Annotated in this window: 10 protein-coding genes; all 10 read right to left on the minus strand. The window is 39.4% G+C overall.

The window, feature by feature from the left end:
* Window positions 1-509 precede the first annotated feature (509 nt).
* Complete coding sequence (locus IFO69_RS12015) at window positions 510-2,117, minus strand: DUF4127 family protein (RefSeq protein WP_192010340.1); 1,608 nt, start codon at window positions 2,115-2,117, stop codon at window positions 510-512.
* Between the two features lie 223 nt (window positions 2,118-2,340).
* On the minus strand, window positions 2,341-3,903 hold the full coding sequence (locus IFO69_RS12020; protein ID WP_192010341.1) for a RagB/SusD family nutrient uptake outer membrane protein: 1,563 nt from the start codon (window positions 3,901-3,903) through the stop codon (window positions 2,341-2,343).
* A 29-nt stretch (window positions 3,904-3,932) separates the two neighbouring features.
* Window positions 3,933-7,388, minus strand: coding sequence for a SusC/RagA family TonB-linked outer membrane protein (locus tag IFO69_RS12025; protein ID WP_225444110.1), 3,456 nt, complete (start codon window positions 7,386-7,388; stop codon window positions 3,933-3,935).
* Window positions 7,389-7,551: 163 nt separating this feature from the next.
* Entirely contained in the window at window positions 7,552-8,589 is a 1,038-nt protein-coding gene (locus IFO69_RS12030; RefSeq protein WP_192010342.1) for a FecR family protein, read from the minus strand.
* Window positions 8,590-8,719: 130 nt separating this feature from the next.
* Window positions 8,720-9,367 carry an RNA polymerase sigma factor gene (locus tag IFO69_RS12035; RefSeq protein ID WP_192010343.1) on the minus strand — a complete coding sequence of 216 codons (648 nt, stop codon included), beginning with the start codon at window positions 9,365-9,367 and terminating at the stop codon, window positions 8,720-8,722.
* Window positions 9,368-9,823: 456 nt separating this feature from the next.
* Window positions 9,824-12,268, minus strand: coding sequence for a glycoside hydrolase family 95 protein (locus IFO69_RS12040; RefSeq protein WP_225444111.1), 2,445 nt, complete (start codon window positions 12,266-12,268; stop codon window positions 9,824-9,826).
* A gap of 89 nt (window positions 12,269-12,357) precedes the next feature.
* A complete protein-coding gene (locus IFO69_RS12045; protein WP_192010345.1) occupies window positions 12,358-13,875 on the minus strand; it encodes a RagB/SusD family nutrient uptake outer membrane protein in 1,518 nt (505 codons plus the stop codon).
* Window positions 13,876-13,898: 23 nt separating this feature from the next.
* Window positions 13,899-17,285, minus strand: coding sequence for a SusC/RagA family TonB-linked outer membrane protein (locus tag IFO69_RS12050; protein ID WP_225444112.1), 3,387 nt, complete (start codon window positions 17,283-17,285; stop codon window positions 13,899-13,901).
* A 68-nt stretch (window positions 17,286-17,353) separates the two neighbouring features.
* Window positions 17,354-18,400 carry a FecR family protein gene (locus IFO69_RS12055; protein WP_192010346.1) on the minus strand — a complete coding sequence of 349 codons (1,047 nt, stop codon included), beginning with the start codon at window positions 18,398-18,400 and terminating at the stop codon, window positions 17,354-17,356.
* A gap of 129 nt (window positions 18,401-18,529) precedes the next feature.
* Window positions 18,530-19,213 carry an RNA polymerase sigma factor gene (locus tag IFO69_RS12060; RefSeq protein WP_192010347.1) on the minus strand — a complete coding sequence of 228 codons (684 nt, stop codon included), beginning with the start codon at window positions 19,211-19,213 and terminating at the stop codon, window positions 18,530-18,532.
* Window positions 19,214-19,217: the final 4 nt, after the last annotated feature.

A 19,217-nucleotide genomic window follows, 5' to 3' on the forward strand; every position in this document is an offset into this window, starting at 1 on the left:
CTCCTGTCATCCAAGGGAATAAAAAGAAAGAAAATCTTATCCGAGCTATCTAATCCCCAAACAATTCGAAAAATCCAATCAGCCATTCAGCTCCTTAATAGTTGGAAAAATATTGGCTTATCGCGATGAAGGACAGAAGGATTCCCAAGGTTCTTATAACCAAAACATTGAAAGGGATGTACCCAAGTTTTTCCAGGACTTAAGGTGTAGACAAGCCTGAATCTTTGATAAGAGAAACACGGCTAAAACACGGGATAAACACGGCTTAACTAGGGGTTAAATATGGGTTAAAGAGTCAATGTTAAAAATGTTACATTCATTAATATGGACCATTTTAACACCAGTAACCTGACTCCCACTGCCTGTCCGCCCGCAACGGAGATTCCACGGAACTAGCAAGGGCAGTAGAAAGGTTTAGACAATCATTTCTATGAGATCTGAGCTGTTTTTGAGAGAATGTTTTGAAGAGGTAAATGTACTGGTGAAATAGCGGATATACGGAAAAATTTTTATTCCAGATTTACTGAAGTAGGGTTAACCAGTTTAAAATCTATTAACGCCTCAAAAGTTCTTTTCCAAGGAAGTGAAAAGTCAATTTGTTGAATCGTGTAGGGTAGATCCTTTCCAAAAAACACTTTTTCTAAATGCGCCAATTCACCCTCAATTGATTCTTTAGCCATTTCCTCCATTTTCCTTACAACATCTTTAGAACCCAAAGTTGAGCTTTTTCCCTCTTGATTAAAATACCTATTTAAATCGCTCCGAATAAGGTTATTATAGTAATAGTCATTTATAATTCGATGTAGGGTAAACCAATATTGGGACTTTTTAACCTTCAAGATTTCCTGCCCATTAGAATTTGCCAACTTTAATCCATTGAGGTACAAAATAGCCTGAGGCAACGCTGTCCCAATTGTATTACCAGTAGTATTCCATGATGCGTAACCATACACTTTATCCATACAGTCCATTTCCTCTAGCATGCTCGTGAAACTCTCTGCCCCTCCTTGCACATCTCCCACAGGATCAATATCAGCAATGATCAAACGCTTACCTTGTTGAAGTGCTTGATCTATTTCTTTTACAAATGCCTCCGATGCTCCATCTATTTCTCTCGAAGTAAAAACATAATAAAACAAATCCGCCTCCTCCTCATTGCTTACCGGAACTCCTCCTACTGCCTTAATATGACTGGAAACTGTAATATTTAAAGGACGATCCTCAAAAGGCATGATTTCCTCCGACATACTTTGAGAAGAATAGACAGGTTTGATCTTTGGAAAAGTCCCGGTACTTTCATTGATCATTCTGGCCAAAAGCAACATTGCTACCTCGTCTGTACCAGCCTGAACAATGACCTTATCTTCCAATTGAGCCTGCTTAATATCCTCTAAAAGACCTTGCTTTTCCCTTACATGTACACCTTCAGGTTTCGCATCATCTTGGGATAGGATCAGATAGTCTATTACGCCACTTTCCGCATAACTGATCATCAATTCATTGACAATAAAATTTCTTTTCCTAGTATCCTGATAGTCATTTAAGGCCTTAAATGGGATGATCTTTTCCAATTCAGAAACTTCTTCTTGTGATACTTGATCCTTTTTGACAGAAATCTCAGCCCACTTGGCCAATGCTTCTCTATACCTTTCATTTTTTCCATCAACAGTTGGGGCTAAACGCATAATGACACTTTGAACATAAACTGGTACAGTTGGTGCTAGCCTCCTAATTGCTTCCAGCACTTTGAGCCTTTCCAAAGCAACAGCTTGATCAACCATCTGGACCCTGCTCGCCACCAAACCGCCATATGCCAACATATCGGCCGCAATAATTACCGCTTTTACATCAGTATAATCTTGAGCTAATAACCAGGAAATAATTTTATCAGATTTCCCAGGTGATTGTAAATTCCCCAACAACTCCATAGGCGGAGTGATCAAAGTGATGGATGCTATCTCTGCCATTCGTACTGGAAACTGCAAGCAAGGAGGCCTGTCATCCAAGGGAATAAAAATCACCTTTTGATCCGAATCACTTTGCGCATCTTGAGCAAGAACAAATTGACTTCCTAGCCCTATAAGTACTGTTAAAAAAATTAAAACGGTTATTTTCATTTTATACTTGTGCAATATTTGCCCTTTTTATAAACTTTCTAAAATACCATTTTAAATCTACATCAAGCTACCTTACCTACTATTTTATAATGGCAGCTAATCATCAAATTAAACCTTTCAATAATGAACTTTAAAAACATAATCCCCCAGAAAAGCCCGTTTGACTATTCTGAGGGATTAAAAAACATCGAATACAATTCAAATTCTTTCTTCTATACTCTAATTAACTGCCTGCTGGGCCAGGATATCCCGGGTTCTGGGGAGTAAGGTTCGGATTATTCTGCATTTCTGGTATTGGAAGAGGAAACAAGTAATGCTTCTCCTGCAAGGTCTGGTCTGAACTTAAATTGGTATGACCTACAAAATCATCAAAGCCTTTAGTGGTTTCGTTGAATACTTTGCGGAGACGAACCATATCAAACCAAGTGATGCCTTCATAACAGAACTCATACCACCGTTCTCTCCACACAGCTTCGCGGAAACTGTTCTGGTCAAAAGTTCCCATAGCAGCCGTTGTCAATTCCGCCCTATCTCTAATGGATTTCAGTGCATTATACGCTTCAACGTTCGGCCCATTTCCTATTTCATTTTGAGCCTCGGCATAAATTAGCAAAACTTCCGCATAACGTAACATAGGCACATTAAGGTTGTCCTTGGCTGTTCCAGCCACTCCCGGACTGCCATTGGCGGTGATGTTAAAGTGTTTGAAAATATATGGTGCACCTAAATCAAAGGGTTCTCCATTGCCATTCGTATAATAGGAAGTATAGAAATAACCGTCTTGGTCAGTTGTCCTTTTGTCACCTGCTTCGTATGATTCGAAGAACGAACGAGTAGGCACGGTACTTCCTGTACCAGATGGGCCACGATAAGAAACAGGTTTAAAGTTAGGGAACATATTGCCCATCGGGTTACCTGCCACTAGGTCGTTATATTGAATGCTGAATAGGTGCTCTTTGGTGTTCCCAAGGCTTTCATCATGAACTTCATAATAAGTATCAAAAAGCCCTATTTCACTAGGATTATCGATGATCTCCTTTGCTTTACTAGCAGCCAACTGATAGTATTCACTGCCTTTATTAAGAGGGTATCCCGCCATGGTCAGGTAGACTTTGGCAAGCAAACCTTTGGTTGCTGCTGTAGAGATCCTTCCACTGGAATTCATCCAACCCAAACCAGCACTTTCTGCTATTTTCAAATCTTCAATAATTTGAGCATAGACATTTTCCTGTGTTTCACGAATGGGGAAAAAGTCCTCGGAAGTGGCAGTTTGTGGAGTAAGCACCAATGGGACATCTCCCCAAAGTCTAACAGCATAGAAATAAGCCCAAGCCCGAAAGAACCTTGCCTCACCTAGGATTTTTGTTTTCTGCGCTTCATCCATAGGAGTAATTCCAGGAACCTTGTCTAAAACCAAGTTTGCCTGTGCAATCAATCGATATAATCCTCTCCACCAATTTTTGATATGGCCTGTATTTCCATCCCAAGTAAGAGAGTAGAGATTGTTCAAATCAGAGTTTTGGGCAGTTTCTGTAGTAGAAGTTCCTGTAGGTGCTTCCAATAATTGCCAGTTGGAAGAGAAGATACCGGCTCCATCTCCGTAAAACCTTGAGTTATCATACACGGAGGCTATCGCAGCTTCAGCATGGTCAGGAATGGTATAAAAACTCTCAGGCGTCAAGTTGGATGGATCCTCTTCATCCAAAAATCCTGAACAGCCAGTCCCCATCACAAACATACTGCTAAGAAGACCTGTATATATATATTTTTTCATGGTAAGTTTCATGGTGATCTTTTTTTATGTGATCAATAAAATTAAAGTCCGATTTGCAGTCCCAATAGGAATACAGTGGGCTTTGGATATTCATGCCACTTCATTCCTTGAGAGAAAACGTTATTGCCATCATTTCCCCTAATTGGCGTAATCTCAGGGTCACCTATCACTTCATCATTGACAATCAAAAAGAAATTTTGGGTTGAAGCATAAAGTCTTAGGTTGCTTAAACGCAATCGGTTGATCAATTCTTTTTGGAAGTTATATCCCACTACGAGATTTCTACCACGGATAAAAGAACCATCCTGAACCCAGTGTGAATCCACATTGGTCACATAACCTGCACGGGTATCTCTCACTTGGGCAATCATGGTGTTCTGATTTTCTGGAGTCCAAGCATTCAAGACAGTAATGTAGCTATTTGCCAATGCCTGACGGTCTTCGCTAGAGTGAAGGTTCATGTCCATTATGTCGTTACCATAGGTAAACTGAAGGTCAAGTGTCAGGTCAAAATTCCGGAACCTTACATTGTTTATAAAGGAACCCCAACCGTCAGGACTACCATTACCGATGATCATACGGTCAGCATCCGTGATTGCTTTATCACCATTCACGTCTTCGTATTTAATATCACCGGGAAGAATAGTCAAGCCATTTCGATAACTGGTATATTCAGCAGCTTCAGCAGCTTCAGCAGTTCCCCAAACCCCTAGTCGGTTCAAGCCCCAAAAAGCTCCTGCAGGTTCTCCTACCCTAATGATACTTGTTTCATTGGTAATTCCTGGGCCACCCACTCCAAATATATCAGCGGGAGTTGCTAAGGAGAGCACCTTGTTTCTGTTAAAGGAAATGTTGAATGCAGTGCTCCAGGTAAAATTAGGTCTGTCTATGTTGATGGTATTGAGTGACAGCTCCAATCCTTTGTTTTCCATGGAACCTACGTTTCTCCTAATCGTAGCATAACCGCTTGTTTGAGGAACAGGAGCATCCAATAACATATCTGTGGTTTTTCTGTAGTATAAGTCCGCTTCAAATGATATTCTCCCTTTGAAAAGCTCCAACTCCATTCCAAAATCATATTGGCTTGTTTTCTCCCATTTCAAATCTGGGTTGGCCAAACGGTTAATCCCTGTACCACCTACTCTAGACTCATTGATAATCGCAGCATAGCCTGAGCCAAGCAATGATAAAGAGGAATATGGAGGAATCTCGGAGTTACCGGTAAGTCCATAACTGGTTCTAAGCTTAAGGTTAGAGATAACTTTATGGTCTTTCAAGAATTCCTCATCAGATAATCTCCAAGCTAATGCTGCTGATGGGAAAAACGCATATTTGTTGTTATCACCAAACTTCGAAGAACCATCCATCCTGCCAGTTAAAGTAAAGAGGTATTTGTTCATCAAAGTATAATTGAAGCGACCAAAGTAGGAATTAAGTGCCTCTCTTCTATTATTTGATCCTACCCCCAAGTTGTTACTTCCAGCGCCAATATTATTGTAGGAGAAATAATCGGTAGCATAAGTCCTGGCTTCCATATTCATGTTGAATTCATTGGATTCCTGCCAAGAAATACCCAACATACCAGTGAAAGAATGTATTTCAGAGAAAGTCTTTTTATAGGTCAGGTAGTTTTCAAAGGACCAAAAAGTTTCCCTTTCATTGGCAAGCCAAGCCCTTCCTTGTGAACCAATCTGAATGGTTCTACCCTCGTACCTGTCTGTTTCCCGGGTAATGACATTAGAACCTAAAACCGTTCTGAACTCCAAGTCTTTCCCAAGGTTAATATTGGCAAAAACACTTCCTAGGAGCGTTTGGGTATTTAAAATGAAGGTTCTTTCCATCAGGTTATGAACTGAACTCATGGTTCCTTCTGCATAAGGATAATCCCTATTGTCTGCATAAGTCCCGTCTTCATAGTATACCGGCAAAAAAGGGAAATCCTCTACCATCCTTCTTGGCACTTGGTCATTGTAATCCACTATATTTTCTGATTGGTAGTTGTAGCTCAATGAAGTACCAACTGTCAGCCAATCTTTAACTTTGGTATCAACGGTTAACCTTCCAGAATATCGAGTTAGGAAGGAATTGATATAAAGTCCCTCATCATTTCTATAGCCCAATGATAGTGAATAGGTTGTACGTTCACTTCCACCACTGAAGTTTAATTGATGGTTTTGGGAAAGCTTACTTTGGGTGGATTCCTTGATCCAGTCCGTATCATAATACGGATTACCATTACTATCAAATATCCTAGGGTCTGTTCTTTTTAAGGCTGGATTTAAATAAGCCCACTTACCTGCTGCCCAACCCTCTGGATCGAATTTCTCCATGTTTTCCCAAGCCAGCTGCTCCACTTCCATATACTGTTGAGTATTGAGCACCTCAGGTTTGTTGGGGCCATAAGTATTGGTGCTGAACTCCGCAGTGTAAGAGATTTTACCCTCACCGGATTTTCCTTTTTTCGTCGTGATCAAAATAACACCGTTGGCACCTCTTGCTCCATAAATGGCTGTTGAAGAAGCATCCTTAAGCACTTCTACAGAAATGATATCACTCGGGTTAATGTAGTCAATGGCATTACTTCGCTCAGCTTGATTGCCTACTGGCAATTGCACTCCATCTACTACAAACAGTGGGTTATTGGATGAGTTGATGGAACTGAAACCCCTTACCCTGATATTGGTCTTACCGCCAGGTCGACCGGAATTCACATTGACCTGAACACCAGGAATCCTACCCGCAATGGACTGGTTGATGGAAGTAGCAGGGCGCTGTAGCAACTCATCGGTGGTAACCGAACCGACCGAACCGGTCAAATCTGATCTTTTCTGGGTACCGTAACCCACCACAACTACTTCATCCAAATCTGAAAGGTTTTCACTTAATACAACCCTCAGTTGATTCTGATTTCCAACTTCTACAACCTTGTCATCATAACCAATAAAAGAAAATACCAGTACTCCTCCATCTGGAACATCGATTGAAAATTTACCGTCCACATCTGTAACTGTTCCCACAGTGGTTCCTTGGATTAAAACAGTTACACCCGGAAGCGGCTCTCCACTTTGATCAACGACAGTTCCGGTTACATCAGCTACCCTTTCTTCTTTCCTTATCAAAACTGGAGATGCACTATCATCCTCCTTGACATCAATACTGTTGTTAACTTGTCTAAACCTTAATTTTGATTGTTGTGATACTTGTATTAAAAAACTCTCTACGGATCCTGAACTTTGACTGAGGACCACCTTACTGTTTGTATCGATTGATTTTCTGTCATACAGAAAGTTATAAGTCGTTTGATTTTCGATGGTTTTAAAAAACTGACCTAATGAAATCGATTCCTTTTCAATTTTTACCCAGACTTTATCTATTGGTTTATATTGGCCATTGACACTTGTCGCAGAAACCAAATTGATCAACATTAGCTGGGCAACAAACACACACAAGAAGTACCTTGACAACATATATATTGTCTTTTGTAAGTTTAATTTCATATTTTTAAACGGTTTATTGAAAATTTCATTAAACTAGGTCTCAAGGGGCATCCTATTCCCCAATAGATTTAAACACCCTTCAGACCGTCAACATGTGCCAACTGACCATATTATCAGTTGGCCTTTTTTTAAGAATCATTGAAATACATCATACTTTTTTGGATTAAAATTTTAACACAATATGCTTATTACTAAGTTGATAGCTAAAGTTTTCAATATTGGACATGCTTTTGAGTACATTTTCTAGGGTTTGGTTTTCAAACTTTCCATTGAATTCCCAATCGCTTTTAGGGGCTCCAACAACGTCGATATCCACTCCATACCATTTCTGAAGTTTTTTGGTAACCTGTCTAAATGAGGCATTATTAAAAATGAGTTTTCCAGATTTCCATCCTACTTCTGTGTCAAGATCAAAAACATTGATTTCTGCTTGGTGTTCGGCATTTTGATATGCCAAGGCGAGCCCTGGTTTTAAGAGGTATGAAATACTGTCCTTTTGATGCTGCACAGCAACTTTTCCTGATACCAAAGCTATTTTTACTGTTTCCCGGCTGGAATGATTAATATTAAAAGATGTTCCTAAAGCAGTGGTCAAAAGGCCATTTGTCAAAACCTGAAATGGTTGATTGGGATTTTCGGAAACTTCAAAAAAACCTTCTCCCTCCAATTCCACCAACCTAACTGTAGAATCAAAACTCTCTGGATACCTCAAGCTGCTTCCAGAGTTAAGCCAAACTATTGTTTGATCTGGAAGTCTAAAGTTTAATTTTTCTCCTTTATGCGTGGATTTCACCAGCCACTTTGTCTTAACTTGGTTCTGACCACTAGAATCTTCTCCTTTTAGACTTAAAAAAAGAATAGTAAGCAATACAGCTACTGCTAGAATAGCTGATATTTTCCCAAAAATCCTGTTAGCATACCAACCTTGATTAGGAGAAAAATCTAACTCTGGACTCTCTTTCATTGAGGACATTTCTTGTTCTCTCAGCAAATTGGCGAACACTTCTTGCTTGAGTTCTTTTGAAGGAAGTTTAGATGGAAATTGTAGTCCCAAAATTATTTCACGAGCAAGCATCACATCCTTAACCCTTTCTGGATTTGCTGCCATCCAGCTCTTCCAAAAATTATCCAATTCCGTATTAGGAAATTTTACCCATCGGATAAACTCTAAATCTTCCAAAAGATCAGAAGCCTTACTCATTTTCTTGCTAAATTGTTTTACTAAGTAAAGCAAGAAAGAAGCAAAACAACGCCAAAAATAATCACTTTTTTTTAAGCGATTAACATTACTAAAATATTATCCTAATATTAAATTACCGAATAAAATAAACTCATATGGGCACATATAAAGAAAAAATTACTGGTAGAAAACCTGCCGAATTCCTCAGGCATCTCAATGCTTTATAAACCAAATCCCTAGCTGATTTAGCGTCACAAAGTTCCATTAGTTCAGACACTTGCTGATAAGACATTCCTTCGTAAAACACATAGTATATGGCTTCTCTTTTTCGGGGGCTGAGTTGCTGAATAGCACCATCAATCAACCTGGCCTTTTCAAGATCTATCTGTTTATTGATCAAGGTTTGCTCATGCGAAAAAGTAATGCCAAAACTATCCTGAAGCACCAATTCTTCCCTTTGGCCTTCCCAAACCTTAAACTGCTTGAATATTTTTCTTTTTAGGCATTTGAAAAGATAAAACTTGATTGAGTCAGTATTGCCCAATCCTCTACAGTTTTTTTTCAAATCTAAAAACACATCCTGAATGGCGTCTTTAACCAAGTCTTCATTGTCTTTTATTCTGATTCCATAACTAAACAAACTATTAAAATACTTTTTGTAAATGTTCAAAAAAGCAGCATTGCTTCCGTCTTTAAATGCTTGCCACATCTCAGTATCATTTGAATACGGAATCAGAAGATTATTCCGAGAAACCTTTCTTTCCGGAATAGGGATCGGGGTTGTTAGGTGATTTTTCATTTGGGTTTGGGTTTAATGTCATTTAAATTAAAGAATATTTCCGCTCATTTAAAACCTAATCCCTTTAAATGAATGTTACTCATAGAAAAAACTAACTATTTGCTTTTGCTAATACGATTTTCCAATTGAACTCATTGGTTTCAAGGATTAAGTTTTATATATACAGAATGGGTGAACTTATAACATAAAAAAAAGATTTTCTCCACTACCGATTATCCAAAAAATTCAACTTAAAAAGTCAATACCCTTACAAAATAAAACGCTGTAAAATTAAATTTTACAGCGTTTCAACCCATTAATTTATAACCACTTATCAGTTCTATAAATTTTTATTTCAAATATCTAAACAATCGCTCCACAGATTTAAATCTTCATTTCTTTAGTCAGCGTTAGATGATTAAAGATTTGTCTATTTTTGATAGACCCATTTAAAATTTGGTTTTTGGTTCAATCAATTTACTGCAGTCTATAGGTTTCGCCTGTAACTGTCTCAAAAGAAACAACTTGATCCTCCATACTGGAATTTTTTGAAATGAGTTTACCTTGGTGATCATAAACTGTCATTTGGGGAGGTAGCAAAACAGATGCATTTCCTCCTTTTTCGGAGGTTATTGTTGCTGACTGTAATCGTCCTCTTTCCCATTCAAAATCTACTGAAAAGCCACCTCTTGCCTTCATTCCAGCTACTCTTCCTTTTTGCCAGCTTTCATCACTTGGTAAAGCAGGCAAAAAACGCATAACTTCTTCATCTCCATGGCTTTGAAAAAGCATTTCCACTATCCCAGCTGTTCCACCAAAATTACCATCAATCTGAAATGGAGGATGAGCACAAAATAAATTAGGGTAAGTTCCACCGTTACTCATTACGATTTTCTTTCCATCTCCACCTGCAGGTTGAAGTAACTTCTTCAACAACAACAAAGCATGGTCTCCATCTCCCAAGCGCGCCCAAAAGTTAATCTTCCATGCCCTACTCCAACCTGTTCCATCATCACCTCTTTGGATTAATGTCTCCTTTACTGCTTTAGCCAGGTCAGGGGTTCCCCAAGGCGTGATTTCATCATATGGATGAAGGCCATATAAATGTGAAACGTGCCGGTGATGTGGGTCAGCATCATCCCAATCATGTAACCACTCATTCAAATCTCCTTTGACTCCTATTTGGTTTGGAGCCAGACGACCTCTGACTTCCGATAACTGCTCTGCAAACTTTTGGTCCACTCCCAAAATCTGAGCAGCCTCAATTGTATTTCCAAATACCTCTCTACAGATCTGCATATCCATAGTAGGCCCCATTACGGTATGTCCGCGATAGCCATTTGGTTTGACATAAGTGTTTTCTGGTGAGTTGGAAGGAGCAGTGACCAAATAATTATGTTCCGGTTCTTCTATCAAAATAGAGGACAAAAATTCCGATGCTCCTTTCAGTACAGGATAGTATTGCTTTAAAAAAACAGTATCTCTCGAATAGCTAAAATGCTCCCATATATGTTCTGTCAACCAAGCTCCTCCGCTCATCGTAGAACCCCAACTCGCTCCCTCCCCAGGAGAAGTAAAGTACCACGGATTACTGATCACATGTGCCACCCAACCTGAAGCATCATAGTAGGCCTTGGCAGACTTCTCTCCATTTTTTACCAGGTTTGCTGTAAAATGATGCAATGGCTCGGTAAGATCCCCCAACCCAACTGGTTCTGCTGGCCAATAATTCATCTGGACATTGATATCCAAATGATAATCACCATTCCATGGTGCTTGATACTCCGTAGCCCATATTCCCTGCAAATTAGCTGGCAATTGACCGGGCTGGGAGGAAGAAATCAAAAGGTACCGGCCAAAATTATAGTAAAGTACAGGAAGTTGGGAATCTCTTTCTCCTTGCGCATACCTTTGGAGACGCTCTGGAGTGGATAAGTTTATATTATTCTGCTTTGTAATCAATTCAAAAATATTCCTATTGTAATATTCCTGATAAGATTGAAGCTGTCGTGCTTCAATTTTTGCAATATCAAGGGCATCTAAATGTTCCCTTACACTTAGAGTTGGGTCTTTTCCTCTTTTAGCAGGATCACCAATCAGGTAGTCTGTAGAGGTAGTCAAAATGATCATGCATTCATCAGCATCCTTCACTTTTATTTGATTATCTACCGCTTCACTACTTCCCCCTTTATTGATTATTATGACTTGAGAAGAAAACCTCATGCCTTCTTTATCACCATTTGGAAGTTGTCCCTCCAATAAAAGACTTTTATCACCTACACTCTTAGTGCTGGCATTTTCTTTCCTATCCAATCCGATTTTAATATTGATTGACTTGGATTGGGAAGCGCTAAGCTTCACCACGATCACATTATCGGCAATACTGGCCATTACTTCTTCTGTAAATGTTTTTCCACCTCTGGTCCAGGTAGTGCTTGCTTTAGCTTTTGACAAATCCAACACTCGGGAGTAATTTTCGAAAGCCTTTAAAGTATCTGACCACATAATCCAGAGATCCCCAAGGGTCTGATAACTTCCATAAGCAACATTGGCTCCATTTCCATGTCCTGATCCATCTCCTGCACTTACAAAGTGTTGGGAAAGCAGTTTTTCTGCAGCTTGGTTACTTCCTTCCAATAATAGCTGTTGTATCTGTTCCAAATATTGGTGGGCATTTTCTCGATCTGCCTCCTGAACTCCCCCTGACCAAAGTGACTTGTCGTTGATCACGATACGTTCTTTGTTTGGGTTTCCAAAGACCATCCCTCCAATCTGACCAGTACCGACTGGAAGAGATTCTATATAGCTTTTTGCAGGTGCCTTAAACAGTAAATGCTCCGCTTGATTTTGGGCTATAGAGAGGTTGGCTTGACAAAGAATAATGGCCGTAAAAATAGCCAGTTTAATTGTTGATGTTTTCAAGGTTGATTTGATTTTAATTGGATCCAAAATAGGAAAGCCCATGACTTGTATCAAAAGACTTTCCTAAATTAATTATCTGTTATTAAAGGTCAATAATCAGGGTTTTGCTCCAATACCCCATTACTTTTATCAATTTCAGATTGAGGTAATGGCCATTGATAAAATCGTTCTTCAAAATGGTATGGAATAATCCCATCATCAACATTGTTCAGAACTTCTTCGGCTATTTTCCAACGCTTAAGGTCATAATATCTCAGCCCTTCAAATGCTAACTCTATCCTACGTTCATGCCGGATGCTTTCCCTCATTTCTTCTTGGGAAATTCCAGCCGGAATGTTTGGCATATCAGATCTTTCACGAACTTCATTGATTGCATTATAAACATTTATAGTGGGACCAGAGAGTTCATTTTCTAGTTCGGCGTACATCAAAAGAACATCTGCATACCGTAACATTACCCAGTCCTGTTCACTTCTGGTTGAATAGCCATAAGGAATTAGCTCTGGTGTCAGGAATTTCTTCACTCCAAATCCAGTTGGTCGATTATTGGAAGGCCTGTGCTCATTACCTCCTCCCCAATCCACATAATCCACAAAGATGGTTTGGAGCAATCTTGGGTCCCTATTTTCATATGGATTATCAAGGTCGGTCATTGGAGACTCCCCAAAGGCCATCCCATCCTCGTATTCAAAATCATCCACCAAATTCTGCAAAGGGCTCACCACTAGCCAATCACCAAACCATTGGTCCATGGCTGTTGCATTGTCAGGAGCTAGGAATTTTACGGAGAAAATAATTTCTTCATTCCCTTCCTGTGATCCCGTTCTAAATACGCTTTCCACATCATCTACCAAACGGTACTGTCCATCCATTAAATCGGCGGCCAACAGTTTTGCCTCTTCCAAAACACTTGTTACAGCTTCTCCTGAATTATCATAAGCATTGTACATCAAAGCCCTCAACAATAATGCTTGGGCAGAGGACTTCACTGAATGGCCTCCAGCATTATAATAAGGCTCTCCCTGCAATTGTGAAATAGCTTCTGTAAGGTCTGATTTCATTTGTTCAAAAACCTCTTCTGAAGTGTTCTTGGCCTGGAACTGATCTTCAAGGTTCAATGGTTGTGTCACCACAGGAACAGAACCATAAGTCATATAAAGTTGAAAATAGAAGAAGCCCCTAATGAACTTTGCTTCTCCTTCATACTGGCTTTTGGTTGTGGCATCAATGTCAGTGCCTTCATAGGTTTCCAATTTGTCCAGAAAGATATTTACCCTGGCAATTCCCTGATAGGCTGTCGAATAAATGGATGAAATATAGCCCCCAGAAGAGGGGAAGATATTTCCTTGTACTATTCCATTGCTTCCCCAATAGTTATGTTGCCCATAGCCATTGTCTGTCAGCGCGTCCCAGTTGGGAGCACCAAAGGTATACAAATCCCCTTGGAGCGAACCATATGCAGCTGTCAGTGCATTGTCGAAGTCACTCTTTGTTTGCCAAAATACATCAGCAGAAAGTTGATCAGTTGGGTTTCTATCCAAATAGCCATCACAGCCATTAAGGCTCAATGCCCCAACCAAAGCAAGATATATTGGTAATTTTTTCATGGTTATCAAATTTGGGTTTGTAATTATAGTTGTACTTGTAATCCGAAAGAATAGATTCTATTCTGAGGATAGTTAACGAAATTACCATTACCTCCGCGCTCTGGATCAAGTCCAGGATATTGGGTAAAGGTGGCCAAATTGTCTCCAGAAAAGTAAACTCTCAATTTATTGATATTCAACCTTTCCAAAACAGCTTCTGAAAAGCTATAGCCTAGCACAAGATTCTTCAACCTTAGGTAAGAAGCATCTTCCAAATAATATGAAGATGTTCTACTGATCTTTCCAGAGTCATTCCATCCCCAATACATCCTAGGCATAGTTGTCGAAGGATTTTCAGGTGTCCATCGATCTCTCCATTCCACAGTAGGAGGTGCACCTTGAATAAAAGGTATCGTTCCCCAGTTATTGACATAAATATCTCGGTCATGGACCCCTTGGAAAAAGGCAGAAAGGTCAAATCCTTTCCAAGAAGCATTGAAGTTAAATGAATATTCAAATTTCGGAAAAGGATTACCTAGTACTACCCGGTCATCATTATCTATGACTCCATCATTATTTTGGTCTTTATAGCGAATATCGCCTGGAACAGTGTTATCGTTAAACTGTTTTGGAGCATTGTTAACCTCCTCATCAGTTTGAAAGATTCCCTCCATTTCCAACATATAGAAACTTCCCCATGGTAAACCTTCCCGGTATATCTGATAGCCACTGATTTCCTCTGCTCCAAACTCTACCAACTCATTTCTAAATCGATCAATAAAGAAACCTACTTCATAATTAAGTCCCTCAAGACTGCCTCCTTTAATAAAATTCCTATAATTAAAATTGACTTCTAAACCGGTATTTTGCATCACACCGTCATTGATAGTCGGTGGTGAAAGTCCAACCACTCCAGTTAATTGAGAGCTTCGTAGGATATCAGAAGTCGTTTTTCTATACCAATCCACGGTTACATTTAACCCATCAAATACCATTAAGTCCATTCCTATATCCGTAATCTTGGTGGTTTCCCATTTAATGGCAGGATTGGACAGTCTGGTTTGGGCCACACCAGTAGCTAAATCACTGTTGTCATACGGGTAAGCACCTGTAAAAACCAGTATATCTTGATACGGGTAGATCCCGATATTTTGGTTTCCCAATTCTCCATAAGAGGCCCTGAACTTCAAATCATTTAACCAGTTGACATTTCCATCTGCTATAAAAGATTCTTCAGAAACTCTCCAGCCCGCTGACACAGAAGGAAAAACACCCCATCGGTTATCCGGGTTCAAGCGGCTCGTTCCATCATATCTAAGATTGGCTTCAATCAAATATCTTTCATCAAAATTATACCCCAATCTTCCAAAGAACGATTGGATGGCCCATTCTTCACTTGATCCAGATGCATTTTGGACTGCTGGGCTTCCTGCATTCAGCTCTTGCAAAAGGTTACTTGAAAATCTTTCCCTATAGCCGATCAAGAATTCATACTTATTGTATTCTTGACTGTAACCTGCCTGAAAGTTAAAATGATGCACATCTGAAATGGACTTTTCATAAGCCAAATATGAAAATAGGTTGGCATAGATATTTTCATTGGAATTGACGTTTAGTCCTCTTCCCCCAACATCCAAATCAGTCATAAAGTCTCCAGTCAGGTAGTTGTATAAAGGCACTTCAGGTCTCCAATCTTTTGATTTGTTGAAATCAGCAATGATAGCTCCTTTGGTATACCATCTTAGGCCGGGAGCTAACTCAAACTCTGTCCATGCCTGGGCATTAATGGAATGATCCACCAACCTGTTCAAGACACCATTTTCGACTATTGCTACAGGGTTTTTATTGTTACTCTCAAAATCAAAAGCCTTGTAGGTATATCTACCGGATCCATCTGGTAAAACGGGTCCATAAGTAGGGGCTTGGCTCAATGTGCTCAAAAAAGTATCCACTGCTCCCTGTCTTGGGTTTTCTCGCTCTCCTCTTTGTAAGGATAGATTTGTACCAAATCGAATCTTTTCATTTAAGCCAGAGCTGAGGTTAATTCTAAAATTATAACGCTCGTAATTAAATCCTTTCATCACCCCTTCTTGGTTTACATAACCGAGGGAAACATTGTACGTCGTCAAGTTCTCTCCACCATTAAAGGACAAGTAATGATTTTGGGTAGCAGCAGGATTAAATATTATATCCAACCAATCGGTATTTGGATATTGCTGCCTATCTGTGGCATTCCTATATAAATCGATTTGTTCTTGGGTATATTGTCCTGAACTTATCCCACTATTGGTTTTGGCCTCATTCCAAAGTTCCATATACTCGGCGGAATTCGTAATGAAATCAGGCATTCTGGAAGGAGTGTAAATCCCAACATTTCCATGATAGTCAATTTTCAAACCTCCTTTTGATCCTTTCTTAGTGGTTACCAATATCACTCCATTGGCGGCCCTTGAACCATAAATAGAGGCTGATGCTGCATCTTTCAATACAGAAACATTCTCAATATCATTGGGATTTATATCCGAAAGACTGCCTTCTACCCCATCGATAAGTACCAATGGGTTTGAACCAGCCCCACTAAAAGTACCTTGTCCTCTGATTTGTATGCCAAGGCCTTCATCACCTGGCTGACCTGAGTTTTGAACGACCCTCACCCCCGGCATTCTCCCTTGAAGCATGGACGCAGCATTGGTCACAGGCCTTTTGGCCAGTACTTCCCCGTCCACATCTGCTACAGCTCCGGTTACATTCACTTTCTTCTGTGTCCCATAACCCACTACCACTACTTCATCTAGCCCTTGCAAATCTTCCTCTAAGGTTACGCTAAGTGTTGTCCGATTACCAACTACTATTTCTTGGTCTTTATAGCCAACAAAGGAAATTACCAAGACTGCATCATTATCCGGTACATCGATTGTGAATTTCCCATCAATGTCGGTCGCTGTTCCACGACTGGTTCCCTTAATACTAACAGTAGCTCCTGGAATTGCCTGGTTGTCGACAGCAGAAATAACTATACCACTTACAGTTTTATCCACCACTATTTCTATCCTTTCACTGCTATCCTTTTGTTTGGAAACATGGATAGTATTGTTGATACTTTTAAATTTTAACTTGGCCTTTAATGAAAGTTCCTCCAAGACTGACAGCAAAGTTCCATTATTATAATCCAAACTCTGTGGAGTCAATTCTCCAAGTTCTGTTCGCTCATAGGAGAAACCATAGCCTGTCTTTTCTTCTATCTCATCGAAGATAGAGTACACGGACTTATCCTTGACATGAATACTTAAAAAAACTTGGTCTAAGTCTTTTCGTTGCCAGTTATCCGAACGGGCTAAAGCAAATTGGAAGGAACTTCCAAGAAAGGTTACAAAGAACATAAAAAGCATCAGCTTACGTCCTTCTTTTTTGATGGGTATTTTCTGTTTCATAATCTATTGGGTTAATTGAAAACTGTTTTATTACAATGTAAACCAGCTGGCCAACTGAATTTATTTCATTAAGGGAGGCTTACGATTACTTCCCGTTCCTTTATCTCAAAATGCATTTTGGTGGTATACTCCATTCCTTTGAGTACATTTTCCAATGATTGGTTCTCAAACCTACCAGTAAAGTCCCCCTTTAAAATCATCCCTTCAGGAATAACCACGTGTACATCATACCAAATAGAAAGTTCTCGGAAAACTTCATGGTAAGTGGCACGGTTAAACTTTAGAATTTTGTCTTTCCAACCTATAAGCGCCTCATAATCGTAATGCTGTTTACTGAGGGATTTAGATGATTTATGGTAAAAAGAAGCCTCTGTTGGGGTTATATTGGTTTCAATACCATCATCTGTACGAACATTTACCTTACCTGTCACCACCGCCACATGAAATACCTCTAGTTCATCATAGGCTTTCACATCAAAAGAAGTCCCTAATACGCTGGTTTGTATTTCTCCACTTTTTACAATAAATGGATGAAGGGTATCTCGTTCCACATCAAAAAAGGCTTGCCCTTTCAAATGCACCACACGTTGATCTCCGAAAACAGCTGGATAGGTAATTTCACTACCTGAATTCAAAATAACCCTACTGCTATCCGGAAGAAGAATGCTTTTTTTAACACCCTTGGGAGCAGTTTTAACAACCATGGGGATTTCCACCAAAACGGGGTCATTACTTTCCTTATGTGACCCAACCCATATAACCATGGCCATGCCCATCAAAACAATAGAAGCAGCAATAGATCCTCCTAGTGTCAAAAATCGACGTTGAGATTTTCTTTGCTTTTTTGACCTTTCTTGATCCTTGTCAATCGAATTATTAGCTGCGATAATACGATCCAATCCCAGTTGGTATTGATCTGCAGAAAGTTGGTTTGATTCCTTTGGCTGAAGTCCTTTTGCTATTTGAATAGCTTCCAAAAATATGGCCTGTTTTTCGGGATTCTTGGTGTTCCAGCTTTCCCAATAGCGATCAGTATGTCTATTAGGATGTTTAACCCATTTGACAAAAAATGGATTTTCTAAAAAATCTGAGGTTCTAGTGGGATTAAATTCCATCTGTATCTTATTCTATCTAATCTACCTTTTAGACTATAAGAGACACAGCACGAAAAAATGACATCGGTTAGAGGTGTATTTATTTTATTTTAATCGAATTTGTTTAGACTGTCCATTCCTTTGGCAATTTTATTGGTGAAGCGGAAAAACCAAATAAAGAGCAAAAATAAGGTCTTCCTTTCCCTTTAAGGCCTTTTGCATATTGGCAATGGCTTTGTACAATAAGTTTCTGGCAGATCTGACATGTGACATGTCCATGATTTCAGCTACTTCCTGATAGGATAGCTCTTCGAAAAAATAAAGTGTGATTACTTCTCTTTGCCTAACGGGCAAATCATTACAAATTTTTTCCAACATCTTTTTCACATCTATGGTCAATGGCGTAGACAAAGAATAAAAAGATTCGTCCATTTCAACCATAAAACCATCACTTCTATGATATTCATCATTTAGTTGGATTTTGCGGTTCCTCTTCATCAACCTTAACAATCTTCTTCTATAGGAAGCATAGAGGTAATTTTTGATGGACTCAATCTTTTTCAGTCCAAGCTTTTTTGAAACAATGTACATAAAAACATCCTGAACCACATCAAAAGCCAAATCCTTATCCAAAGTAATCTGGGTACCATAGTTGTAAAGCTTATTAGCATACCTGCTGTACAGGGAAGCTAACGCTTCATCACTACCTTTAAGTACACTTTCCCAAAGTTGATTGTCAGTGGGTTCTTCCACTCGCGGAGTCACCTCAAATTCATTTACAGGAGAAGTATCATGGTTAATGACAACACATTTATTGGTAACGGGTTTATACATGTTC

It is taken from the genome of Echinicola arenosa (genome assembly GCF_014841125.1).
Lineage (GTDB): Bacteria > Bacteroidota > Bacteroidia > Cytophagales > Cyclobacteriaceae > Echinicola > Echinicola arenosa.